This is a genomic window from Pseudogulbenkiania sp. MAI-1 (assembly GCF_000527175.1).
Taxonomy (GTDB): Bacteria; Pseudomonadota; Gammaproteobacteria; order Burkholderiales; family Chromobacteriaceae; genus Pseudogulbenkiania.
In genome coordinates, this window is record NZ_AZUR01000001.1 from 22759 (window position 1) to 45984 (window position 23226).

The window sequence follows — 23226 nt, forward strand, 5'->3', positions numbered from 1 at the left end:
CCTTAGACAGTCCAACAACGGCTCAAAAGTGTCATGAGAAGTCCTGGGGTGTCCTGGCAAGAGCGGACAGCTCCGATTCAAGCGGCCTTGGCTGAATTCCAGTACCTCCGGGTAAATTCAGCCGGCGCCAAGTAGCCAAGCCGCGAGTGACGGCGTTGGCGGTTATAGAAGATTTCGATGTACTCCCTGATCGATGCCTCCGCCTCCGCCCGCGTTGCGTAACGGCGATGGTGGACGAGCTCGTTCTTCAACGTTCCCCAGAAGCTCTCTATCGGCGCATTGTCGAAACAGTTCCCCTTGCGTGACATCGAGCTATGCATCCTGAACTGCGTCAGCAAATCCCCGTAGGCCTTGGCGCAGTATTGGCTGCCACGATCCGTATGGTGGATCAAGCCGGCCGGCGGCCGCTGGTGCTGGACCGCCCGGAACAGCGCCTTGCTGACCAGTTCGGTCGTCATCCGCGCGCCCATCGCATAGCCAACGATCTCGCAGCTAAACACATCCTTCAGTGCCGCTAGGTACAGCCAGCCCTCGTCCGTCGGGATGTACGTTATATCACCCGTCCAGACCTGATTCGGGCGGGGCGGCTCGAACACCTGACCCAAGACATTCTCCGCGACCGGCAACGAGTGGGCCGAATTGGTGGTCGCCTTGAACTTGCGCTTCTGCCGGCACCGGATGCCTATCTGGCGTCGTAAACGGTCGATGCGATCACGCCCGGCCTCAAAGCCCATCGCCGCCAGTTCTGGCTGCAAACGGCGTACGCCATAGGTTTCCCGTGTTTTGGCATGTGCCGCCCGGATCGCCACTTTCAGCCGCTCGTCCTCTTGTTCTCGCTCAGATGGAGAACGTCCACGCCAGCCATAGTACCCAGCACGGGACACCGCTAGAACCCGGCAGGCCACCACCACCGGGAATAGGTTTCGGTGCTCTTCTATCCACGCGTACCGGGCAGTGATGCCTGAGCAAAGTACGCTGCAGCTTTTTTTATGACGTCTCGCTCCAGGCGTGCCTCTGCCAACTCCTTGCGCAGCTTGGCGTTCTCTGCTTCCAGCTCCGTGACACTGCGCGCCCCCGGCGCCGGTTGGTCACCGCCAGACCTCGCCGCTACAACCCAGTTAGCCAATGTACCCTTGGGGATACCCAGCCGCCTGGCCGCCCCTTCAAGGCTGAGCCCTTGCTCAAGTACCAGCTTTACCGCCTCAGAACGGAACTCTACTGGATATGTCTTTCTGGTCTTCATTTCACACTCCCGATTGTCAATGGTAACAATCGGAACTGTCCGCGGGAATCAGGCTACCCCAGAAGCCCTCTACGTGCGCGGCGTGCACCTGTTGTATTGCCTGTTGTACAAAATCAAGGACGTTAACCCCTTCTCGTCCTGGTTTGCCCGCTGCCAGACCATGCAGGCATTGCTCAATGGCAAGAAGGGCCTGGATGTGCAGTTTGGCCTACAGATCCTGCTGTTGCCCGACTGGCGAGATGGTCCGCCCACCCGGAAGCAATGGTGGCTTTGGCGAGATCGATATCTGTACTGGTTGTGGGGGTGGACTCACCTGAACCGCGGCACAGCAGGGAGAATTCCCAACGATACGCTGTGGCATGAGTTACAAGCCAAGTTCGATACTAGCGATTCGGCGGTGACTCCGGTCTGATTGCAGTGCTTGCAGACAGCGCTAGCATTTACTTGATAAATTAGACTCTTTACGATTGTATCCGACTTAACACTACTAAGTTGTCATCGAAAGGTCCCAATATGAGTGAGCCGTGGATTTCCGTCGAGCAGATGGCGGAACATCTTGGCGTGACCCGCGACTCGATCTATCGCTGGATCGACACAAAGGGACTGCCTGCCCACAAGATCGGTCGCCTCTGGAAATTTAAGATTTCCGAGGTTGATGACTGGGTACGTCATGGAGGAGCGAGTGATGATGATGTCAGGAAGCGTGATGGCAGCTAATGGGGCGAACAATTTCGGCATTCGGGATAACCATTCCCGTGGGAAAGTTGCCGATTTCCTCATCGAGAAAATCGATGCAGGAAGCCAGCTATCCATAGTCTCGGCATATTTTACTATCTATGCTTATGAGGCGCTGTCGGCCGAGCTAGACCAGATCGACCAGTTGAACTTTCTGTTTGGTGAACCGCGATTCATTGCATCGCTTGACCCAGAAAAGACCGACAAGAAGTCTTTCAAGATCGAGGACGAGGGCCTGGAATTGGCCAATCGTCTACAGCAGAAGGAAATTGCCCGTCGTTGCGCCGAATGGATACGAAACAAGGTGGAAATTCGATCCGTCAGGCAGGCGAATCTGCTCCACGGCAAGCTTTATCATATCCACGATGGCCATCGGGAATATGCCATTCTAGGTAGTTCCAATTTTACCCGGCGTGGTCTTGGTCTGTCCGCAACTCCCAATATCGAACTCAACCTGATCGTCGATAGTGACCGTGATCGCGCCGATCTGAAGCAGTGGTTCGACGATATCTGGGCAGACGACAAAGTGGTGGCGGACGTCAAGGATGAGGTGTTGCGATACTTAGAGCAGCTATACGTCAATCACGCCCCCGAATTCATCTACTTCAAGACGCTCTACCACGTCTTCGAGCGATTCCTGTCGGGCCAAGAGGACGACGCGCGCCTGTTTGATCAGACCGCCATCGTCGACACGGAAATCTGGAGGGCCTTGTTTGACTTCCAGAAGGACGGCGTCAAAGGCGCCATCCACAAGATCAATGCACATAACGGCTGCATCCTCGCAGATAGCGTCGGCTTGGGCAAAACCTATTCTGCATTGGCCGTCATCAAGTACTACGAGCTACGCAACCACCGCGTCCTCGTGCTTTGCCCCAAGAAGTTGCGTGACAACTGGACAGTCTATCTTGCACAGAACAACAGCGAACTGAATCCCTTCCTCAAAGATCGATTTGCTTACACAGTGCTCTCTCATACCGACCTGTCGCGGGAAAGTGGCAAGGTCGATGGCGTTGATCTCGCAACCCTCAACTGGGGCAATTTCGACCTCATTGTCATCGACGAGTCCCACAATTTTCGTAACAACACCAAAGGCAAGCGCGACGAGGACGGCAACATCATCCGCAAGAGTCGATACGAGCGGCTGATGGAGGACATCATCCAGTCTGGCGTAAAAACCAAGGTTTTGCTGCTCTCCGCCACCCCGGTTAACAACGACCTCAAGGATCTCCGCAATCAGATTTACTTCGTGACCGAGGGTAGAGATGCCGCGTTCTCGCAAAGCTTCGCCATTCACAGCATCAAGGATACGCTAACCACCGCGCAAAAGATTTTTATGGAGTGGGCAAAGCGTGCTGGCGAAAAGGATGCTCGTGACCTGATGGATCGTCTCTCGGCTGGCTTTTTCACCCTGCTCGATGAGTTGACCATTGCCCGCTCACGCAAGCATATCCAGAAATACTATCGGGCTTCGCTAGCGCGGATCGGCCAGTTCCCGAAACGAAAAAAACCCGAGTCGGTGTTCTCGATAATTGATACTAAAGAGCGTTTCCCTTCCTACGACACGCTTCACGATGAAATCGACAAGTACCAGCTCTCACTTTATAACCCGTCGCGCTATGTATGTGATGAGTTCAAGTCACAGTATGCAGAAAAGAAAATCAGGAATTTCTCACAGGAAACACGTGAAAATTTCCTGATAGGCATGATGAAGGTGAATTTTCTCAAACGACTCGAAAGCTCTGTTCATTCGTTTGCAATCACCATGGATCGCACGGTCGAGAAAATTGAGGCATTGGAAAAGCGCTTATTGGATTTCAAAATTCACAAGGCCAGGGATGCAGAGCTTGTCCAGGATGATTTGTTTGCGGATGAATCGGACGAGGATGCCGAGCTTGCGGACCTCTTTCAGGTGGGAAGTGCACTCAAGTTTCAAATGGAGCACTTGAAGGTTGATGCTTGGCTCAAGGACTTGAAGTCAGACAAGCAACGTCTGGCTTTGCTGCATAGCGTCGCGAAAGAGGTTTCCCCTGATCGTGATGCAAAGCTAGCCGACTTGAAGAAAATCATCGAGCAAAAGGTCACGCATCCAACGACCAATACCCTTGGGCATGAGAACCGCAAGATCATCGTGTTCTGTGCATTCGCCGATACGGCCGCCTACCTCTACGAAAAAATAGAGGAGTGGGTACGTAAAAAACTGAAGGTGCATGTCGCACTGGTTTCCGGCGGTGCTAAACCGAACCGCACGACCTTCGGCCATGCAGATTTCACTCAAATCCTCATCAACTTCGCACCCCGCGCTAAGCAGCGCGCGAAGATGAAATCCATGCCCCAGAATGGCGAGATCGACGTCCTCATCGCTACCGACTGTATCTCCGAGGGCCAGAACCTGCAGGATTGCGATCTGCTGGTGAACTACGACATCCACTGGAACCCAGTGCGCATTATCCAGCGATTCGGTCGTATCGACCGGATCGGGAGTCCGAATTCAGCCATTCAGCTTGTCAATTTCTGGCCGACACCTGACCTCAACAAATACATCAACCTGAAAAATCGTGTCGAAGCGCGGATGGCACTAGTGGACATCGCAGCCACTGCCGAGGACAACATCCTGCAGGCGGAAGACCTGCGGGAACTGATACAGGAAGACCTGCGCTACCGCGACAAGCAACTGCTCAGGCTCAAGGATGAAGTGCTTGACTTGGAGGATTTCAATGAGTCAGTCGCACTTAACGAGTTCACTCTCGACGATTTCCGTATGGAGCTGGCCGCCTACATTGAGGCCAACCGGGATAAGCTAGAGGAAGCGCCCTTCGGTCTCTATGCTGTGGTGCCGCCTCATGCCGAGTACCAAACCATCAAACCTGGCGCCATCTATTGCCTCAAACAGCGCATCGACGCCGCCGGTAACGAAGCCGTCAATCCGCTTCAGCCTTTTTTCCTCGTATACATCCGCGACGATGGAGAAGTCAGATACAACTTCACCAACCCGAAACAAGTGCTCGAAATCTTCCGAGCTGTGAGCCAGGGCAAGTCGGAGCCTTATGCCGACCTGTGCCAAATCTTCGATGATGAAACGAAGGGCGGTGAGGATATGAGCCGATACAGCACCTTGCTTGACAAAGCAGTCGCTGCAATTGCCGCACAGTTTAGCAAGAAGAGCGTCGGCAATCTCTTTGCTGGGCGAGGAGGGAAACTCACTGATGCTTCGAAACTGGTGAAGCACGCTGCCGATTTCGATCTCATTACCTGGCTAGTAATCAAGGATAAGAATAATGCCTGACAATAATTTCGAACGCCTGCAGGCCGTACATGCTGCACTGCAAGCTATGTCGGATGCGCCACTGCCAATCGCATCTATCAAACTTTTGAACGCTCTGGGTTATGCTAGCGAGAAGACAGCCGACCTTGGCAGCAATGCTGAATCTCTACTCAGCAACATCGAGCAGTTCAAACCAGGCCTTGGTGCAATCAATCGCGCCAAAGTCAAAGCTGACTGCTGGAAATCCTGTGCATTCTTATTTCAACTCACTAATGATGAGATTCCCTCGCTGGCAGTCGGTCAAGCTCCATTGGGCGCAGACCATAAGGTCGCGCGCGGCCAGATCGAGTCCTTCGTGTTTCTGGCCATCGATCTGAAGGATGAGCGATGGTCACGTTCCGATCTCGCGACCATTGCCCGCGAATTGAACAAGCGTTTTCCCATGCCGGGCATCCTGCTGTTCCGGCATGGTAGCCTCTTTTCGCTCGCCGTCATCGACCGGCGCCAGAATTTGCGCGACGTCAGCCGGGATGTCATCGATAGCCGTATTACGGTGATCAAGGATGTGCGGCTCGCAAACCCGCACCGGGCACACCTCGACATTCTCGCCAGCCTTGCCCTGGACAACCTTGGAGAGAAGAGGCGCCCCTCCAATTTCCGCGACCTCTACGATGCTTGGATCGGAACTCTCTCCACCCAAAAACTTAACGAAAACTTCTACAGGCAACTGGCCTGGTGGTATCTCTGGGCGGTCAAGGAAGTGCGCTTTCCGAAAGGCGGCGGAGCGGACAGGGACGCCATCGGCGTCATTCGTCTCCTCACGCGCCTAATCTTCGTCTGGTTCATCAAGGAGCGCCGCTTAGTTCCCGACGACCTTTTTGACCTCAGCACGATCAAGACCATGCTTAAACAGGCGCCCGACGCCTACCCCGAAGATAGCAACTACTACCAGGCTATCTTGCAAAACCTATTTTTCGCTACCCTGAACGTGGAAATGGGAGATGAGCGCCGCTGGGCAAAAGAGGGCAGCGGTATAAAGGGGGACTACCTGATCTCCCTCGTGTATCGCTACAAGGAGGCTTTCCGTGACCCCGATGCCGTGCTGAAGGGCACTTTTGCTAATGTACCCTTTCTCAACGGCGGGTTGTTCGAATGTCTGGATGAGGTACTGACCGACCATGATATTGAGCGCAACCCCGGCCTGCTTGATTTAGCTGTGAAGGAGGGTAGTGGCTGGGTACTGAGGATTGACGGCTTCTCGCGCCGTCCGGAAGCGCGTGCTCATGTGCCCAACAAACTGTTCTTCGGCGGCACTGATGATGCAGCGCTCAATGCTGAGTTCGAGACTAAGGGCAAGCGCTACCCGGCCAAGGGCCTGATTGATCTCCTCAACGGCTACAAGTTCACTGTCGACGAAAACACTCCGCTGGAAGAGGAAGTCGCCCTCGATCCGGAACTGCTCGGCAAGGTGTTCGAAAACCTGCTGGCCAGTTATAACCCCGATACCCGCAGCACCGCCCGCAAGCAGTCTGGCTCGTTCTACACCCCACGCGAGGTGGTGGATTACATGGTGGACGAGGCACTTATCGCCTATTTCGCTCGCCAACTGCCCGAAACGGTCAAGTGCGAGGAAAAGCTGCGCTGCCTGCTGTCCCACGCCGATAAAGGCCATGACTTCAGCGAAGCTGAGGCAGAAACCCTCGTCGCCGCCATCGAGAACCTCAAAGTGCTCGATCCGGCATGCGGGTCCGGCGCGTTCCCGATGGGCATCCTCGCCAAGCTCTTCGTCGCACTGCAGAAGCTCGATCCGGACAACCGCCGGTGGCGCGAACGAAACCTGATCCCGCTACAGCAGCGCCTAGCCGGGGCGCGCAAGACGCCCGACCCGGTACAGCGCGATGCGGAAATCAGCGATGCCGAGACTGCACTGGAAAAACACAAAAAGGATTTTGCCGACCCCGCCTATGCCGACTACACGCGCAAGCTCTACCTCATCGAGAAGTGCATCTTCGGCTCTGACATCCAGCCTATCGCCGTGCAGATTGCCAAGCTGCGCTTCTTCATCGCGTTGATCGTCAGCCAACCTATTGATCGAACCAGGCCCAACTGGAACATCACCCCACTACCCAACCTAGAAACCAAGATCGTCGCCGCCAACACGCTTTTCGGCGTGCCGCGCCACGGTGCTCAAGGTTCGTTGCTGGACGACCCGGCCATCGCCGAGAAAGAGGCGGAACTGCGTGATGCCAACGCCGCCTACTTTACCGCTCGTAGCCGCGCCACCAAGAGACGACGCAAGGAAAAGGTGCAGGAGCTGCATGAGGAACTGGTCGCGCTGCTAAGGCGCGACGGTTTCGTTACAGTGCGCGATGCTGACCGCATGGCGCGCTGGGATCCATTCGACCAGAACCGCTATGCAGATTTTTTCGACGTAGAGTGGATGTTCGGCATGCCGCGCGCTCGCGACAACTCAGAGGCAGTGTTCGACATCGTCATCGGCAATCCGCCCTATGTGCGGCATGAGGACATCAAGGACCTGACGCCGGTTCTGAAGAATGAATACCACTATGAGTGCGCCAGCAGTCGCGCCGATCTATATGTGTTCTTCTATGAGCGGTCGGTGAAGCTGCTCAAGCCCAAGGGAGTGCTGTCATTTATCACTTCCAACAAATGGTACCGCGCCAAATATGGCGAGGCTTTGCGTCAGTTCATGGCAACGCACACGCGCCTGAACAGCATCATTGATTTTGGTGACGAAGCCGTCTTCACGGCTATTGCCTACCCCACCATCGTTATCGCCACCAGGCGAGACAAGCCACTTAATCCGCCGCCGGCGACGGATATGGTGCGTGCACTGAATTGGACACAAGAGCACCCGGTGGAAACCTTCCCTTCTGTGTTTGCCGTCGGGAATTTTGAAGTACCGCAAGCAGAATTGAGAAAAGACGGCTGGCAGTTGGAATCCCCAGATAAACGTCAACTTTTGGCCCGAATCCGTGCGGCGGGGACTCCGCTGGGCGAGTATGTGAATGGCCGATTCTATTATGGAATCAAAACTGGTCTGAACGAAGCATTTGTCATCGATGCGGCAACTCGGGATAGGTTGATTACGGAAGATCCGAAGTCAGCAGAACTCATCAAACCTTACCTTCGAGGTCGTGACGTCAAACGCTGGAAAGTCGAATGGGCCGGGCTATATCTCATTGCCTTTCCATTTGGCTTCCATGAGAACCTAAAGAATTACCCTGCAATCTTGAGGCACCTATCCCAGTTCGAGGAGGGGTTGCGCAAGCGCGGACAGTGCACTTCGTCACGAAACGGCAAAGGTGTAGGGCAGCATCATTGGCTAGAACTTGATAACAACCCGAAGGGGACCTACCTTGCTGAGTTCGAGCAACCGAAGATTTTCGTTCCCGCGATTGAGGATGGTGTTGATTATGCGCCGGACTTGGCTGGCTATTACGGGAATGACAAGACAAACATCATTGTTACGGAAGAGTGGCGCTATGTTCTCGCCGTGCTGAACTCCTCGGTTTCCTGGTGGATCACACAGCAGACATTCTCTGGTAAGCAAGGCGGTTTCTACGAATTCAAACCGATGTACGTTTCGCAAATCCCAATCCCGTCTGCTTCCGCGCAAGAAAAAACTATCTTGGGCACGCTCGTCAATGGTGTTCTGGCTACTGCTGACGCGCGCTTCGAACAACTCATCAACGGCCTTGTTTTCGAGCTATTTTTCCCCGACGACTTACACCGTGCCAACATTCGCCTCTTCGACGCGCTCGAGAAAACAGGCATCGGCAAGCTAGCTCTCTTAAAGGATGAAGCACTCGCCATTGCGGCAAGTGAACTGCTCAACGGTATCTTCGCCACCAGTCATCCCATATACGGAATGTTGTTCGACCTGCAGGGCCTGGATGTGGTGCGTATCGTCGAGGGCCGAGAATGACTAGGCCGCCAAACCCATTGCGTATAAAGCGACTCACTCTCACGGATTTTCGGGCTTTCCCTGGACCTGCTCCCGTGCATTTTGATCTCGACAGTAAAAATATGCTGGTCTACGGGGAGAATGGTGCGGGCAAGTCTTCGATTTTCTATGCGCTGTCCGAGTTCTTCTCGCTCAAGCCTAGCCGAAGTCTGCGTGGACTCAAGAATGTGTTTTCAGGTGAGTCGGAAACAGGTTGCGCGGTCAATATCGAGTTCAATGATGGTGCGCCGGAGGCAAGCTGGTGCCTGCAAGTAGGCTCTGGTGTTCTAGGTGCCGCGCCCCTTGGTAGCCATTCCATTGGTGGCGCAGCTTCGATACGCGAACGGCATCCTGCAGCAGTTTCTGGCGGCAATGATCCACGTGTGATTCAGACAGCGCTACGCAGGGCCTGCCTAGATTACCGAGCGCTACTTGATACGAACTACAAGCACGGCGATGGCGCAGTCAACCTCTTCGAAATCGCCGTTGAAAAGCTATTGGGTGATTTCCTCGTGCCAGTCAGCGGCGGGCAATCGCGTACGATCAGAGAACTGTGGGCAGCTGTAGAAAGTGCCACGCGTGGCCAACCGTCAGCTCCGAAATCCGGCAGTGCTCCCAGTACCGCATACCAGCGAGCGCTTAGCGCGTGCTCTGAATTCAACAGCGGACTAAATCAAGCTTTAGCTGCCTTGCTTCCTTTCGTCGGTACTTTGCTTGGCGAACTGATTGGATCAGATGTAACAGTTGCCACGTTTGTCTTCGGTGGGGTCACCTACACGGCTGCCCATTACAAACGCGACCGCACGATTGCCGGCCGCTTGCTCACACTGGATGTTAGCTATCGTACCCATCAGCTCACGGTGCCACAGCATTTCCTGAATGAAGCACGACTCTCCGCGCTAGCACTGGCGATCTATCTGGCGGGACGACTTGCCTGTACCCCTACAGCAACACCGAATGCATTGAAGCTACTGGTACTCGATGACGTCTTGATCGGGCTTGATCACTCCAATCGGCTTCCAGTACTAGATGTCTTGCGCACCCATTTCGCCGACTGGCAAGTGCTGCTGTTGACTCACGACCGGGTGTGGTTCGAGATGGCCCGTTTTCACCTTGGCAATACGGGACACTGGAAGTGCCTGGAGGTGTTTGAGGGGGCGGATGTTGTACGGAATATTCCGGCACCGACAGTACGAGCCCCGGGGGACAAGGCGGCAAAGGCTTGTCTCGACCAGGCGCGCGACTTTCTCGACTCCCATTACATTCCAGCGGCCGCGAACTACACGCGGTCGGCTTTCGAGTTGGCCTTGAAGTCGTTTTGCGAGCGCTTTGGTGTACCGGTGGTATTCAAGTCTGACCCGCGTCATGTGGATACAGAAAAGCTTTTGGCGGCCATTGAGGGATGGCTCAAAGGTCATACTGCCAAGGGATGTTTGGCCGGTGTCATCGAGCGGGTCAAGCTGTTCCGCAAAGTCGTACTCAACCCTTATTCCCATGCTGCTCCACCGAATATTGCCCGCGCCGAGGTGGATGGCGCGATTTTGGCGGTTGAAAAATTGCTGGCTGTAGTAGAGCGCAGTACGGATGGCGATCCGCTTCAGGCCGCACAAGAGCTTATCGGCGCTGCCCAAGCTACCAGCGAACAACTACACGCTGCATTGGGATACCTGCGTGCGGCCTTTCATGTAGGTCTGCGACAATTTTGCAACCGCAAGCACGTGAGCATTATTTTCAAGGAGCGAGGGGAAGATGCTCAGTCTCTATGGTCAGCAGTGTTTTCCCAACGGGCAGTATTGTTTTCTCCTCCTCACCAACAGCTTCCCGTTCAAATTGAGGCCGAGCGCGGATGGTTGATTTCGCCGGTTGCAGAGGCCGACCTCGCGAGGCTTGCACATGCGGACCTGGTGCGAATCATCGGATTGCTCGTTCCCGCGGGAGGAGCAGGAATGGTGCTCGATATGCTTTAAAACGCAAATTCCCAGAATAGCGTAACCAACATCGCCAAGAAGCTCGGCAGGTAGAGAAGTCTGTCTTAATGGGCTCCAACGGCCTGTTCAGAGCAATGCAACTGGCGTGCTGTCAAGCGACACGAGGATTTGACCCCCTGGCGACATCTGGAATTGACCCCCAGGGTTAATCAACTAGTTGATGTAATCGGTTCGGCCGTCGCCTTCTGCAGCAGGCCGCTCCGTCGTTTGTCGCGTAGCCGGTAACTATCTCCCCGGATCGTGACCACCTGGCTGTGATGCAGCAGCCGATCCAGGATGGCCGTTGCCGCCACTGCGTCACCAAACACTTGGCCCCATTCCCCCACCGGGCGGTTGCTGGTGATCAGTAGGCTTGCCCGCTCATAGCGCCGCGAGACCAGCTGGAAGAACAGGTGCGCTGCCGCCGGCTCCAGCGGCAGGTAGCCCAATTCATCGACGATCAGCAGCTTGGGTTTCGATAGCTGCAACAGCTTCTCCTCCAAGCGCCCATCGGCATGCGCCTTCGTCAGTCCAGCCATCAGCGATGCAGCAGAACTGAACAGCACCGTGTAACCCCGTTCTACCGCCTCACGCCCGAGTGCTACCGCCAAATGCGTCTTGCCGACTCCGGGCGGTCCCAGCAGCAACAACGCTTGACCGTGGCCAATCCAGCGCCCGGTGGCCAAATCCCGGACCTGGCCGGGATCAATCGACGGCTGCGCATCGAAGTCGAAGCCCTCCAGCGTGCGTACACAGGGGAATCGAGCCAGCTTCATCCCCATCTGGATGCGTCGCGTATCGCGCCGGGCCACCTCTCGCTCGGCCAGGAACAGCAGCGCTTCGCGAAGTGTCATTTGGGCACGGCTCGCTTCGTCCAGCAGGCTATCCAGCTGATCCCGGATCGCCGTCAAGTGCAGCCGGGTCAACAGTTCTTCCAGTCGGTCGGGTTCGATCATCACCAGCCCCCTCCGACCAATTCCTCATACTCTGCCAGCGGGCGCAGCAAAGCGCCGCCGTGTGGCGGGACCGGCTCGGATAGCGGCGGCACGACCCCAAGCAGATGGGCGCGGTCAATTTGCCGTCCGCGACTGCCGGCCAACTCGGCGTGATGCGCTACTTCCTGGCCGGCGTAATGGACCGTCACCGTGCCTGCTCGTACAGCGACCGTGACCATCTCGCCGATCAGCCGCCAGGGCACGCTGTAGGCATTAGTATCGAGCTCGACACAGCCTTCGGCATTGACGCGACGGATCAGCTCCCGCACTTGCAGGAACGGCACTATGCCGGCAACAGGACGCAGATGCGGACGTTCGCCGTCGAACCGCTCCTTGGGCGCCATGCCGGTCGTCCCGTGGATGCGGGTATCGGCCACCTCCCGCTGCCAGCGGGTCAAGTGAGCCTCCAATGCGGCCCAGCTCTCGAATGTGTAACCGGCGATAGCATTCTTCTTCACATAGCCAACGCCGTTCTCGGTCTTGCCCTTGGTGCGCGCACGGAACGGCGCGCAGGCCTTCACGCGCACATCCCAATGCCGGCAGAACGCCTCGAAGCGGCTGTTGAAGCGGACCTGCCGGGTCTGCATGTCGTGCTCGACCACGAGGGCCTTGGCGTTATCGATCAGCAGAGTCTGCACCCGTCCACCGAAGTGCTCGAACGCCGCTTCGATACCGCCAAACCAAGCACTCTGCCGTTCGTGACGGAATGGGCAAACAAAGCCACGGCGCGAGTAGCCAAGCGTCGCCACGAACAGGTACACACGCACCAGTTCGCCACCGATCTGGATGCGCACTTGGCCGAAGTCGATCTGCATCTGCTCGCCAGGAGCAGTCTCGAACCGGATCGTCGCTCGCCGGCTGGCTTCAAGCTCCTGCCGATATGGCCGGCAGGCGCGTTCAACGGTGCGCAGGCTGGTGGCAATACCGTGTTCCTTAGCCAGTAGCTGACGCACCACGTCGCAGTTGCCCTTGTGCGTTAGAAACTGCTCACGTAGCCAGGCCTCGTGCCCGGTGAGCACGCCGCTGCGTTGCGGCTGCTGGTATGGCACCGGGCCGCCGGCACGCAAATAGTGCCGCACGGTATTTCGGGCGATCCCCAGCGTCTTGGCAATCCGCTTCGCCCCCCAGCCGGATTGCCCCAGTCGAACGATTGCCGTTACTGCTTCCGGCTCCAACATCTCCCGTACTCCACAAACCTCACGGGGTACAGGATGACTCGCTGAATACTGCGTTTCCAACGACTGCCTCCTTGCAAACAAGGGGGTCAGTTCTTCGTGTCGCTAGGGGGTCAATTTACGATGTCGCCTGACACGTGCAGTACGAATGGTGTCATGGGTGCGCAGTGAGGATGCAATTAGGTGTGCAGTTGGGATGCTATTTCGCAGCGTGGCAACCCCTGTCATGAGAACGAGCGTTTTCATGGGGGCTGTCTCCTCGTGACTGCTTCAGCTACCCACATGCCCACTAGGGGTTGACAGCATGGCAGATTGATCCTAAATTAGGATCTATTAAATCCTAATTCGGGATTTTATATGGAGGTGTCTCGTGCGTAGATCCTATGATGAAACCGCAATTCTTCTAGCCCTGCTATTGCATCGATCAGGAAAGACACGATGTCGAGTCAGCAAGAAAACTTTTGAGGTGATGTCTCAACGTGCTCGATTGCATAGATCCTTCATTGAATTAGTGCGAGTTGGGCTTGAGGATCTTGGGGTCGTCTTGTTTGACCTTGAGCGCGGCGGATTTGCGCTTGTCGCTGCGAGCGCACTGGAGGGGGCTCCCCCTGCTTCGTCAGGGCTTATCACCACTGATCTGATGCGCTTGAGAACAGGGAAGCTATCCTTCGAAGACATTCTTACGGAACTAGGTTTCCAGGATGAAGAAGATGAAGAAGATGAAGAAGATGAAGAAGATGACGAGTAACTAGTCGGTCTTCCCTAGCTATGGCATTTGGCCGATCAGCAAAGGCATGGCTGGCTGTGTTACGGATTCATACTCGGGCAGACCCATCGTCATCTATAACGTACACATCATATAATATTGACATAGTCAATATTTGTCTGTATCGTAACAAATGGAAGATTGGCCGAGCGGTCTAAGGCACCCCATTGATACTGGGGCGACCCATGCAAATGGGTCCAAGGGTTCGAATCCCTTATCTTATAAAGAAGAGCTGCCCTAGAGGCAGCTCTTCCCATTTCAACAGCGTAACGGTATGGCTCTGGGTTGCTGGGCGAGTCCTATGAAACCGAAGCACCGTCGCCGCTGTTCTGTCGAAGAGAAGCTGGCCATGGTGCGTGAGAGCTTCTAGCTAGGATAAACGGTGTCACTGGTAACACGATGACTCGGTATCAAACCAAACGAGCTCTTACATTGGCGCAAGCTTCTTCAGGAAGGCCGTCTATTCGCGGTGAAGGCAGGAGAAGCCTGGTCTGTCCCGCTCCCCACGTTGGGGCTAGCCGAAGTGCTGAAGCAGATCCACGAGCTGTAGTGGCTGTTGGACAAGAAGAATATTGAGGCGTGGAGGTGGCCCCTTCACATCTGACCGTAGAAGCAGACACTCCGGCGGAGTGACAGGATAATCGCTGACATCGATGGCCTGATGAAGCCGAAGTGGTGGTAGAACTGAAGATGCTCGTTGGAGACTTGCCCAGCTGTGACTACTCCCTCTCCTGATTACGAGTATCGGTAGTGACAGCCTCCATGACCGACGCAAGTTCTTCCGCCAGGTCTTTGTGATGGCGCTTCAAGTAGTCCGAAATGGCCTCGTTACGCATCAGGCGTGAGATGTAGCCTTTCGCAACGACCAGCACCAGCATGGTTTCACCCAGTGTCTCCTCCACCAGTTGGTAATCATGGTGGAGCTTTTCCATCTCACGCTCCATGTGTGCGATGTCTTCCGGTGTCACCTCGGAGTGCTTGGTCTTTTTCTTTTCGACTAACTGTTCAGGTCGGGTCGCGACCAGAATCATGTCGATATAGCTTTGGGTGAAGCGGTTGGCTGAGAGCATCATCTCGGCCGCCTCGATCTGGCGCATGGGCTTCATTTTGCGCAGTACGCGAAACACCTGCTGGCCGATCATGCGGTCTTTGAGCAGTTCGACCACTTCCGGGGCGATACCGTCCAATAGATGCTGGCGAGCATGGATGCGGTCGACGTTGACATTGAGCACCTGAGCAATGCGCTCGGCCGGCACGCCTTTCTTGATCGCCGCCAGGATCATCCTGTGCTCCTGGATGGCACTGATCCGGTTGATCTGACGGTTGTAGGTGAATCCTTCATCGTCGGTTGAGACCAGGCAAACGGCCTCCTGATCACCCAACTCTTTCAAGGCCTCGAGCCGTAAATGGCCATCCAGCAAGATGAAATGCTGAGCGTCTCCGTTGACCCGCTTTTCCGGGTGTACGGCGAGCGGCTCGACGATGCCGAGTTCACGGATGGAGGCTAGAATGGCTTGGTACTTGACCGACTTCAGCACGTCCTGGCCAACTAGGCGCGTCGGCAAGATATTCTGGATTGGAACCCTGATGGTTTCGGCCTCGAAACCCATCCGAACCTGTGTCATGCATGCCCCCCTCCACGTACCCGTTCCGCGAGAGGTTGTGGCATGTCTTGAATATTCTCTGCCCGGAGCAAGGTCAGGAAATGTTCGTCAGCCATCAGACGGCGCAAGGCGGTAGTGACGAAAAGGAGGCGTTGGTCGTTGATCTCCGCTTTTTTGACCATTAGCTTTTGCCGGCGTACCTCGGCCTGATAGGTCTTCAGAAGCTTCTGTGGGGTGACATTCTTGTCTCCTCGACGATGCCATCCTCTTCGATAGCCTTTACCGAATGTGGTCCGTTGCGTGATCAGTCGCCGTACCCGCATCAGCTGGTCACCTTTGAGCAAGCCTGATTCGTAGGCCTGCATCATGGCACTTTGGATTTCGTCATTGCCCGATCGTGCAATTTCAGCTGCCAGAGAAATAGAAAGCCAGCCTGCTTCAACGGCGCCAATCAGCCGTTCCTCCCCTTGGCGTAGTAAATAAATGATGGAATAGATGTAGCTCGGGTCCAGACCGGTCTTTTGCGCGATCTGTGCGTTGTTATAGCCCCGGTCTTCCAGTATCCGGACCGCATCCAGCAAGTCATGGTTGGAATGCTTACGCCGGGCCAGGTTTTCCACCAGGCTGATCAGGTAGCGGTCTACTTCAGAAGCCTGGACCACGACACAGGGAATTTCCTTCTCCCCCAGCATCTGGTAAGCCTCGTAGCGACCCTGTCCGCAAATTAGGTCATAGTGCTGCCCCGTCTCGTCCTTGCCCCCTTCCGCAACCGTGATGGGCCGTTTCAGGCCAAGGGTGGCAATGTTTTCCACCAGGCGCGCAAAAATCTTCTTGTTGCGAACACGAGGGTTGAGCACTCTGATCCGGCTAAGCTCGACGAGGCGGATCTCCGATTCCCCGTTTACATGGTGCAGAACTGGGAGCGCGAGTGTCATGACAGCATCTCCCGCAAAGAAGTACGCCGCGACAGTGTAAATAGCGCATCCAGCGTGTCGAACCGGTAGATTTCCAACCCGGCTTCGTTTTGCTGCGCCAAGGTCAGCTTAGGTAGCGTCATATCGATCGCCGGCAACAGGTAGTAATCCAATGCCTGCGTGCCTTCTGGGGACATTCGCACGGCCACGGTGATGTCGGGAAACAACCCGGTATCGAAGCGGATAACCCAGCGGTTCGAGCCTGCTTGGGTCTCTCGGCATCGGCTGAGCACCAGTGAGACGGTAAATTCTTCGTTGATGGTGAGCAGGCCGTTTTCCGGATCGGTCATCACCCTCCCTCCCAATGACCGGATGTGCTCGATCGTTTCCTCGACCAGATGCGGATAGCGCTCACGCAAGCTGCGATTGGCCTCGATGTAGCTGTAATCGCGATCCGGGGTGTAACCGATCAGGGTGTAGCTCCGCAGCAAGCTGCCGAACCGGCTCTGGTAGGCACTGCTGGAGGGACAATCTTCTGCCTCGTCGATCACCAGGCCGGACAGGTACCCCTGCTGTTTATACAGTCTACGTAGTGCCTCCAGCATTTCTTCGTCCGACAGGCGATACGAACGGGACTGGATGATGGCTTGCGCCGCCTCGAACAGCGTTTTATTGACGATGGGCTCAAAGGCGCCATCGGCGCGTACCCACTGCTCCGGGCTGTTACGCACCCGTTGGTTTTTCAGCTTGAAGGAGCCGTGGTTCCAGACGTTGTTGCCGATGTACTTTTCGTTGATGAGCACCTGGTGCACTGTGCCACGTGTCCATACTCGCCCCAGGTCCGTCTGTATGCCGCGTTGGTTCAACATGCTGGCGATTTCCCGTTCGCTTCGCCCTTCCTCCACAAAGGCCCGGTAAATGTCCCCGACGATGGCCACTTCCTCCGCTGGGCCCGGGATCAGGATGATCCGGTCGGTCTGAATGCTCTTGTGCTCTCCTCGTGTCAGCAGGGCTTTGGGTGTCCCGGTGTGATCGACCAACTGTCGGCGCAATCCGTAACCAGCTGGTCCCCCCTGCCGGTAGCCCCGCTCGATCAGCCGTGCCTGGCCGGCAAACACCTTCACTGACAGCTCACGGCTGTATTCACCAGCCATGGTGCGTTTGACGCTCTTGATGATGCTCGATACCGGGCTGCCGTCGTTGACGAACTGCTCCGCGCAGTATTGGACGGACACACCGGCGTGCTTGCAGCGGATCTCGTAACTGGCGCTTTCATCCGGATCTTGAAAGCGCCCCCAGCGGCTCACGTCGTAGACCAGGATGGTGGAGTAGTCCGCTTGCCCCGACTCGACGTCCTCCAGCAGGTTTTTCAGCGCATGACGGCCATCCAGGCGTAGGCCACTTTTCCCCTCGTCGGCGTAAGTACGGACAATGTCTATGTTTCGTTGCTGTGCGTACAGGAATAGGGCCGCCGCCTGATTTTCTGTGGAGTACTGCTGGTGCTCGGTCGACATGCGGACGTATGCCGCCGCCCTGACAGGGTAGGGGTATTGCGTTCTTTCTATGCCACTGCTCGACAAGTGGTTCATGGCGAGCTCCTGCTTTACTGGCCGGTTCAACGGATGGGGGGCCAGGCGCCAGGCATCGGCGAGGATTGCCGGCGTGGTGGTTCCATTTCTCAATCTAGCGGGGGAGATCGGAAATATGGGGCCTAAAATGGGCAGAGTTCTGCCGGAAATGGGCAAAGTTCTGCCCATGGAGTCGACCGGTGGCTCCGGTGCGAGCTATGCCCTGGAAATTGCGATGGCGTTGCAAAAGGAGCTCGGACAATCCCATCGCGCCATCAAGACCGTGATGGGCTGGACAGGAGCGAGCGAAAGGAGCGTGAAGAACTGGATTTCCGGGGAAAGCGGCCCGTCAGGGGACTACTTGGTGGCTCTCATCCGTCATTCGGATAGAGTCTTGGAATGTGTTATGCATATGGCGGACCGCCCACACGCAATCGCCACAGCCAAGCTGCCAGACATTGCCAAGCTCATGTACGAGGTGCTCGAACTTTTCGAGCGACCCACCCGTGACGATCCATAGCACGAGGTACTGCCAATGAACCAAGCGAACGCAGCGGGTCCAACTGACCATTCCGAACCACCTACGCCAGGCATGCCCTGGTCCACGCCAAAACCTCTGGTAGAATCGCTACCAAGAGCCTATCAATACGTCGATCGTAAGTCTTTGATTTGTAATGGTTTGCGACAAAATTTTCACGAAGAGCGCAAATTTTGGAGGATTTTTTCACGATTTCAGCAAATTTTGGGGCCAGAAAATTTGCACGAAGATGAAAAAAGCCTTTGAAATCAAGGGTTGAGTTTTTCACGAACTCTGCAAACCTACAGTAGTTTTGCAGAGTTCGTGAAAGTTTTCAGCAGAGTCTGAAAAGTTAAACGGTCGAATCAACAGCCCAGCCCTCATGCGGTTGGGCTGTTTTTTTTGTGAGTTTTGTATAATTGATGCTTTACGAAAATAACTAACAAAAAACGCCATTTATATAAAATAAATGCCGTGATTTCTCTAAAGTTTACAACGCACTTCATACTTATCACGGTATTTTTGTGGTGCCGCCACCACTGACTTTGGAGTCAGTAATTCAATAAAATCAAGGGTGCTTATCGATAATGTCAGCCTGGCTGGAGTGTTCGAAGATATAAAATAATGTGAATGCCTTGGAATATTGATAGTTTTATGAAAAACTATCAATCTAGGAAAAATACCCTAGACTAGAAGGTGGGCCGGCAGATGTCCTGCTGCTCGAGCGCAACGTACGCGAGCCGTGAGCCTATCGGATTGTTGGATCGCTTTGATGCACGTGGCTGGTTCGGTTGCCGCTCGCCCATCGAGGTGCAGGAACTCCTGATGGAGCTCATCGCGGAGCGCTACCTGGAGTCGCCGGGCTGTAGTTTCAAGGATATCGGCTTCATTCTGCATTCCTCTTCTTGAATTGCTAAAGACAGCAGAAACTTGTCCTTACAGAATTCCCTGTCCTGGTTGGCTAGACTACAAGTGACGATGCTTTTACATCACGTATAAGGACAAAGAAAACGGCTGATACGTGATGTAAAAGCCGTAGATGTTAAGACAGCATAGCTTAAAGATTGAGGCCATGCCAGCCTCATTAAAAGCCCCGGACCCAAGCCGACCCATCAGGTCGTTAAGAGACGTGTTGGCTTTCAATGTGCGCTTGCATCGAGTCGAGAAGAAGCTTTCCCAGGAACAGCTTGGCTTCGTTGCCGGGCTGGATCGTACCTTTATCAGCCAGGTCGAGCGGGCCAGGATCAACGTATCGCTCGATAACATCGAGAAGATCGCCAACTCGCTCGAGGTGTCGGCTTCCGAGCTGTTGAAGTGGCCTGAGCTGTAAGCTGCAGCGGGCAGGTCAGTCCGCCCCCAAATCGCATGCCTTCCCCCTGCCACGATCTGACATGGGGGAATAAAAGGGGACACCCATTAGCCGGCAAGCTGAATCGTATTTATGCAACAAAACCCCCCGCTATCGAAATCAGGCCTAACATGAACAGCTTGATCAAGAGCCTAGTTAATATCTTGATTTTCGTGCAGCGTAGCTATACAGTGCACACATGATCACTTCGTTCTGCCACAAGGGGCTTGAAGCCTTTTTCACGACAGGTAGCAAAGCAGGCATCCGGCCCGATCATGCGGCACGGCTGCGCAAGCAGTTGACGGCACTGGACGCGGCCAAAAGCGCGGACGACATGGCGGTGCCGAGTTGGAAGCTGCACCCGCTGAAAGGCGATCTGGCCGGGCATTATGCCGTGACGGTCAATGCCAACTGGCGGCTGACCTTTCGCTTTCTGCCCAATGGCAATGCCGAGCTGGTCGATTATCAGGATTACCACTAGGAGACCTCAACATGAGCCGTATGCATAACCCGGCACACCCTGGCGAGGTGCTGCAAGACTGGTTGGAAGGCATCAGCGTAACCGATGCCGCCCGTAAGCTGGGCGTGACTCGCCCCGCTCTGTCGCGCATTCTGCACGGCCATGCCGGCATCAGCGCTGATATGGCGCTTCGCCTGGCCGAGGCACTGGGAACTAGCCCCGAGCTGTGGCTCAACATGCAGACCGCCTGGGATTTGTGGCAAGCAGAGCAGCGGCCCCGTCCGCATGTCGAGAAGCTGCTGGCCGCCTGATTTATCCCCTGCTTCTCGGTTGCCGCACTCCTGGCGGTGAAGTACGTTGTATTCCCCCTGCCACGGACTACCATGGAGCAAACTCCAATCATTCGGGAGGGCGGCGATGGGGATCAACAGGCGAGAATTTCTGCGTGTCGGTTCGGGTGGCTTGCTCCTGGCTGGCGGTGGCTTGCTGGTGCCGGCCTGGGTCAGGGGCGCGCAGTTGCTGGGGCAGGAGGGGTTGCCGGACGGCACGCGCGACTCGGCCTTGCTCGAGGCCTTGCCCGGCAAGGCGCCGCTGATCAAGCGCACTTTCCGCCCGCCCAACTATGAAACCCCGCTGGAGTACTTCCGCGAGGTGTTCACCCCCAACAAGGCGTTTTTCGTCCGTTATCACCTGGCCAATATCCCCGAGGTGGATGCCCGCTCCTGGCAGCTGCGCATCGGCGGCGAGGTGGATAGCCCGCTGGTGCTGACGCTGGACGAGCTGCGCCGCTTCGAGACGGTGGAACTGGCGGCGGTCTGCCAGTGTTCCGGCAACCGGCGCGGGCTGTTCCAGCCGCATGTGCCGGGGGTGGAGTGGGGCTACGGCGCCATGGGCAACGCACGCTGGCGCGGGGTGCGGCTGCGCGACCTGCTGAACAAGGCCGGGGTGAAGAAGGGGGCGCTGGAGATCGTGCTCGACGGCGCGGACGGCCCGGTGCTGGAAAAGACCCCGGATTACGTCAAGAGCCTGCCATTGTGGAAGGCGCTGGACGAAAACACCCTGATCTCCTTCGAGATGAACGGCGAGCCGTTGCCGCACTGGAACGGCTTTCCGGCGCGGCTGATCGTACCGGGCTGGACCGCCACCTACTGGATCAAGCACCTGACGTCGATCAACGTGGTGTCGTCGCCGTTCGACGGCTTCTGGGTCAAGAGCGCCTACCGGGTGCCGGTCGGCAAGTTTCCGCTGGTGGAGCGCTTCTTGTCGCAGGAGACGGCGGTGAACACGCCGATCACCGAGATGGTGGTCAATTCGCTCATCACCAGCGTGCGCGACGGCGACCGTCTGCCGCTGGACAAGCCGCTGGAGCTGGCGGGCATCGCCTGGGACGGGGGCTATGGCATCCGCCGGGTGGAGGTGTCCACCGACGGCGGCAAGAGCTGGCGCAACGCGGAGCTCGGCACCGATCACGGCCGCTTTTCCTTCCGTCCCTGGCGTTACCGTTTCCAGGCGCCGCGCAAGGGCCGCTACACGCTGCTGGCCAAGGCGACCAACCGTGTCGGCCAGACCCAGACCTCCGAGCTGATCGCCAACCCGGCCGGGTATCACCATAACCTGGTCCAGCGGGTGGTGGTGGACGTGGTATGAGGGCCAAGCCATGAACAAGACTCTGTGTGCGCTGCTGGTGTGCTGGCCCGTCCTGGCGCTGGCGGACGAGGGCGCGGTCAAGCTGCGGCCGGGTGCCAATCAGGAGGTGGTGGCCCGCAACTGCGTGGCCTGCCACAGCCTGGACTACATCCAGATGAACTCGCGCTTTCTCGACCGCAAGGGCTGGGAGGCGAGCGTGACCAAGATGATCAAGGTGATGGGGGCGCCGATCAGGGAGGAAGACGTGCCGCTGATCCTCGATTACCTCGATCAACAGTACGGCAAGCCGAAGTAGGCCCGGCCGGCGTGGCCGCGTCGAGGTGCCCGCTTATGGCGCGCTGCGTGCCGGCAGGTCGGTCGTGCACCAGTCCAGCATCTTGTCCCGCAGTGGTCGCCCACAAGCTGATCGGGTTGACGTGCAGTGACGGTTCGCTTCTGTCCCGCGTCGCGGCGTAGAGTCGTTGCAGCGTGATAAATGGCAATGCGGCCACCCCTTTGCCGGGGTGGCCGCATCGTTTTTGGCCGACAGGAACCGTCTCGCCGGGCCATCGCCCGTCGTCAAAACCGTTCTTGTCTGGTCAGGCCGCTGCCGTTACGGATTGATGTCGATGATCTGCGTGATGTGCGGCTGGCCCTCGCCCGGCAGCGGCTGGTAGATGTGGATTTTCACCACCCGCAGCGGGGTGTTCGGTGCCACGACCTGGGCCTGGGACAGGTAGGAGTAGTTGGTGCCCGCAACCACCTGGGTGGCAAAAGCAAACGGGGTGTATTTCACGCCCATCAGGTTCACAGCTTCTGCAAAAACCTTTTTGGCTTCGGTGGTGAGTTCGAAGTCAAAAGCGGTCCAACCGCCAACAACGGTATTCGACATAATGTTCACCTTTAAAAATGGTTGCACTTGAAGAGCCCCGAAACTGCTGCAACCTTACAGTTAAGGGAAATCAAATTCAGCGGGATTTCCATACCGATCGCCGACATTGGCGGATAAATGCCGCCAGTTTCATGACATCGCGATCTTGGCTGGGTAGCACCAACGCTGCATTCATTCATCATACATA

Annotated in this window: 20 protein-coding genes, 1 tRNA gene and 1 pseudogene; 15 read left to right on the top strand and 7 right to left on the bottom strand. The window is 56.2% G+C overall.

Annotation, left to right across the window (positions count from 1 at the left end; translation table 11 throughout):
• Window positions 1–77: 77 nt before the first annotated feature.
• Window positions 78–1243, bottom strand: a protein-coding gene (locus PSEMAI1_RS21050) for an IS3 family transposase (protein WP_156943063.1) whose coding sequence is annotated in 2 segments (ribosomal slippage) — window positions 78–979 and window positions 979–1243 — 1167 coding nt in all. Because the reading frame shifts where the segments join, the coding sequence is not laid out codon by codon here.
• Window positions 1244–1316: 73 nt separating this feature from the next.
• On the opposite strand from PSEMAI1_RS21050, the gene PSEMAI1_RS0100090 reads away from it, so the two are divergent.
• From PSEMAI1_RS0100090 to PSEMAI1_RS21615, 5 genes are all read left to right on the top strand, one after another.
• Window positions 1317–1655 carry a hypothetical protein gene (locus tag PSEMAI1_RS0100090; RefSeq protein WP_156943064.1) on the top strand — a complete coding sequence of 113 codons (339 nt, stop codon included), beginning with the start codon at window positions 1317–1319 and terminating at the stop codon, window positions 1653–1655.
• A gap of 101 nt (window positions 1656–1756) precedes the next feature.
• Complete coding sequence (locus tag PSEMAI1_RS21055) at window positions 1757–1960, top strand: helix-turn-helix domain-containing protein (RefSeq protein WP_084612601.1); 204 nt, start codon at window positions 1757–1759, stop codon at window positions 1958–1960.
• Window positions 1929–5261 carry a helicase-related protein gene (locus PSEMAI1_RS0100095; protein WP_198019567.1) on the top strand — a complete coding sequence of 1111 codons (3333 nt, stop codon included), beginning with the start codon at window positions 1929–1931 and terminating at the stop codon, window positions 5259–5261. Before PSEMAI1_RS21055 ends, PSEMAI1_RS0100095 begins: the two co-directional genes overlap by 32 nt.
• Window positions 5254–9189, top strand: coding sequence for an Eco57I restriction-modification methylase domain-containing protein (locus tag PSEMAI1_RS0100100; RefSeq protein WP_024300896.1), 3936 nt, complete (start codon window positions 5254–5256; stop codon window positions 9187–9189). Before PSEMAI1_RS0100095 ends, PSEMAI1_RS0100100 begins: the two co-directional genes overlap by 8 nt.
• Window positions 9186–11174, top strand: coding sequence for an AAA family ATPase (locus PSEMAI1_RS21615; protein WP_156943065.1), 1989 nt, complete (start codon window positions 9186–9188; stop codon window positions 11172–11174). The genes PSEMAI1_RS0100100 and PSEMAI1_RS21615 overlap by 4 nt, the downstream gene beginning before the upstream one ends.
• A gap of 170 nt (window positions 11175–11344) precedes the next feature.
• On the opposite strand, the gene istB is transcribed toward PSEMAI1_RS21615, so the two are convergent.
• Both istB and istA read right to left on the bottom strand, forming a co-directional pair.
• Window positions 11345–12130, bottom strand: a complete 786-nt coding sequence (gene istB, locus PSEMAI1_RS0100110) for an IS21-like element helper ATPase IstB (RefSeq protein ID WP_024300898.1) — start codon at window positions 12128–12130, stop codon at window positions 11345–11347.
• Window positions 12130–13347 carry an IS21 family transposase gene (istA, locus tag PSEMAI1_RS0100115; RefSeq protein ID WP_029770402.1) on the bottom strand — a complete coding sequence of 406 codons (1218 nt, stop codon included), beginning with the start codon at window positions 13345–13347 and terminating at the stop codon, window positions 12130–12132. Before istA ends, istB begins: the two co-directional genes overlap by 1 nt.
• A 367-nt stretch (window positions 13348–13714) precedes the next feature.
• Here istA and PSEMAI1_RS0100120 point away from each other — a divergent pair, with 367 nt between their 5' ends.
• The 3 genes and pseudogenes from PSEMAI1_RS0100120 to PSEMAI1_RS22435 form a co-directional block, all read left to right on the top strand.
• Entirely contained in the window at window positions 13715–14092 is a 378-nt protein-coding gene (locus PSEMAI1_RS0100120) for a hypothetical protein (RefSeq protein ID WP_156943066.1), read from the top strand.
• A 153-nt stretch (window positions 14093–14245) separates the two neighbouring features.
• Window positions 14246–14334: transfer RNA gene (locus tag PSEMAI1_RS0100125), tRNA-Ile, on the top strand.
• A gap of 77 nt (window positions 14335–14411) precedes the next feature.
• Window positions 14412–14657 (top strand): annotated as a pseudogene (locus PSEMAI1_RS22435) (transposase); the annotation flags it as partial.
• A 172-nt stretch (window positions 14658–14829) separates the two neighbouring features.
• Here the strand turns inward: PSEMAI1_RS22435 and PSEMAI1_RS0100130 are convergent.
• From PSEMAI1_RS0100130 to PSEMAI1_RS0100140, 3 genes are read right to left on the bottom strand one after another with little or no spacing between them, the layout of a single operon-like run.
• On the bottom strand, window positions 14830–15735 hold the full coding sequence (locus PSEMAI1_RS0100130) for a plasmid partitioning protein RepB C-terminal domain-containing protein (protein WP_024300901.1): 906 nt from the start codon (window positions 15733–15735) through the stop codon (window positions 14830–14832).
• Complete coding sequence (locus tag PSEMAI1_RS0100135; RefSeq protein WP_024300902.1) at window positions 15732–16649, bottom strand: plasmid partitioning protein RepB C-terminal domain-containing protein; 918 nt, start codon at window positions 16647–16649, stop codon at window positions 15732–15734. The genes PSEMAI1_RS0100130 and PSEMAI1_RS0100135 overlap by 4 nt, the downstream gene beginning before the upstream one ends.
• The gene (locus PSEMAI1_RS0100140; protein WP_024300903.1) at window positions 16646–18217 is read right to left on the bottom strand and encodes a recombinase family protein; all 1572 of its coding nucleotides are present in this window, start codon (window positions 18215–18217) and stop codon (window positions 16646–16648) included. The genes PSEMAI1_RS0100135 and PSEMAI1_RS0100140 overlap by 4 nt, the downstream gene beginning before the upstream one ends.
• Here PSEMAI1_RS0100140 and PSEMAI1_RS21955 point away from each other — a divergent pair.
• The 7 genes from PSEMAI1_RS21955 (at window position 18192) to PSEMAI1_RS0100175 (ending at window position 22463) form a co-directional block, all read left to right on the top strand.
• A complete protein-coding gene (locus tag PSEMAI1_RS21955; protein WP_198019568.1) occupies window positions 18192–18716 on the top strand; it encodes a hypothetical protein in 525 nt (174 codons plus the stop codon). The genes PSEMAI1_RS0100140 and PSEMAI1_RS21955 overlap by 26 nt on opposite strands.
• Before the next feature lie 753 nt (window positions 18717–19469).
• Window positions 19470–19622: a hypothetical protein gene (locus tag PSEMAI1_RS0100150; RefSeq protein WP_198019569.1), complete on the top strand. Its 153-nt coding sequence runs from the start codon at window positions 19470–19472 to the stop codon at window positions 19620–19622.
• 220 nt (window positions 19623–19842) lie between these two features.
• A complete protein-coding gene (locus PSEMAI1_RS0100155; protein WP_232219809.1) occupies window positions 19843–20043 on the top strand; it encodes a helix-turn-helix domain-containing protein in 201 nt (66 codons plus the stop codon).
• Between the two features lie 217 nt (window positions 20044–20260).
• Window positions 20261–20542 (top strand): type II toxin-antitoxin system RelE/ParE family toxin, encoded by a 282-nt coding sequence (locus tag PSEMAI1_RS0100160; RefSeq protein ID WP_024300907.1) that lies wholly within the window; start codon window positions 20261–20263, stop codon window positions 20540–20542.
• Window positions 20543–20553: 11 nt separating this feature from the next.
• A complete protein-coding gene (locus tag PSEMAI1_RS0100165) occupies window positions 20554–20832 on the top strand; it encodes a HigA family addiction module antitoxin (RefSeq protein ID WP_024300908.1) in 279 nt (92 codons plus the stop codon).
• A gap of 106 nt (window positions 20833–20938) precedes the next feature.
• Entirely contained in the window at window positions 20939–22168 is a 1230-nt protein-coding gene (locus PSEMAI1_RS0100170; protein ID WP_024300909.1) for a molybdopterin-dependent oxidoreductase, read from the top strand.
• A 10-nt stretch (window positions 22169–22178) separates the two neighbouring features.
• Window positions 22179–22463 carry a sulfide dehydrogenase gene (locus PSEMAI1_RS0100175; RefSeq protein ID WP_024300910.1) on the top strand — a complete coding sequence of 95 codons (285 nt, stop codon included), beginning with the start codon at window positions 22179–22181 and terminating at the stop codon, window positions 22461–22463.
• Between the two features lie 297 nt (window positions 22464–22760).
• On the opposite strand, the gene PSEMAI1_RS0100180 is transcribed toward PSEMAI1_RS0100175, so the two are convergent.
• Window positions 22761–23039 carry a hypothetical protein gene (locus PSEMAI1_RS0100180; protein ID WP_024300911.1) on the bottom strand — a complete coding sequence of 93 codons (279 nt, stop codon included), beginning with the start codon at window positions 23037–23039 and terminating at the stop codon, window positions 22761–22763.
• Window positions 23040–23226 lie beyond the last annotated feature (187 nt).

Bases quoted from the DNA above. Each gene is read 5' to 3' on its own strand.
- PSEMAI1_RS0100180 (WP_024300911.1), bottom strand. From the start codon at position 23,039: ATGTCGAATACCGTTGTTGGCGGTTGGACCGCTTTTGACTTCGAACTC.
- PSEMAI1_RS0100140 (WP_024300903.1), bottom strand. From the start codon at position 18,217: ATGAACCACTTGTCGAGCAGTGGCATAGAAAGAACGCAATACCCCTAC.
- PSEMAI1_RS0100100 (WP_024300896.1), top strand. From the start codon at position 5,254: ATGCCTGACAATAATTTCGAACGCCTGCAGGCCGTACATGCTGCACTG.
- istB (WP_024300898.1), bottom strand. From the start codon at position 12,130: ATGATCGAACCCGACCGACTGGAAGAACTGTTGACCCGGCTGCACTTG.
- PSEMAI1_RS0100160 (WP_024300907.1), top strand. From the start codon at position 20,261: ATGATCACTTCGTTCTGCCACAAGGGGCTTGAAGCCTTTTTCACGACA.
- istA (WP_029770402.1), bottom strand. From the start codon at position 13,347: ATGTTGGAGCCGGAAGCAGTAACGGCAATCGTTCGACTGGGGCAATCC.
- PSEMAI1_RS21055 (WP_084612601.1), top strand. From the start codon at position 1,757: ATGAGTGAGCCGTGGATTTCCGTCGAGCAGATGGCGGAACATCTTGGC.
- PSEMAI1_RS0100175 (WP_024300910.1), top strand. From the start codon at position 22,179: ATGAACAAGACTCTGTGTGCGCTGCTGGTGTGCTGGCCCGTCCTGGCG.
- PSEMAI1_RS0100095 (WP_198019567.1), top strand. From the start codon at position 1,929: ATGATGATGTCAGGAAGCGTGATGGCAGCTAATGGGGCGAACAATTTC.
- PSEMAI1_RS0100130 (WP_024300901.1), bottom strand. From the start codon at position 15,735: ATGACACAGGTTCGGATGGGTTTCGAGGCCGAAACCATCAGGGTTCCA.
- PSEMAI1_RS21955 (WP_198019568.1), top strand. From the start codon at position 18,192: ATGCCACTGCTCGACAAGTGGTTCATGGCGAGCTCCTGCTTTACTGGC.
- PSEMAI1_RS0100165 (WP_024300908.1), top strand. From the start codon at position 20,554: ATGAGCCGTATGCATAACCCGGCACACCCTGGCGAGGTGCTGCAAGAC.
- PSEMAI1_RS21615 (WP_156943065.1), top strand. From the start codon at position 9,186: ATGACTAGGCCGCCAAACCCATTGCGTATAAAGCGACTCACTCTCACG.
- PSEMAI1_RS0100170 (WP_024300909.1), top strand. From the start codon at position 20,939: ATGGGGATCAACAGGCGAGAATTTCTGCGTGTCGGTTCGGGTGGCTTG.
- PSEMAI1_RS0100135 (WP_024300902.1), bottom strand. From the start codon at position 16,649: ATGACACTCGCGCTCCCAGTTCTGCACCATGTAAACGGGGAATCGGAG.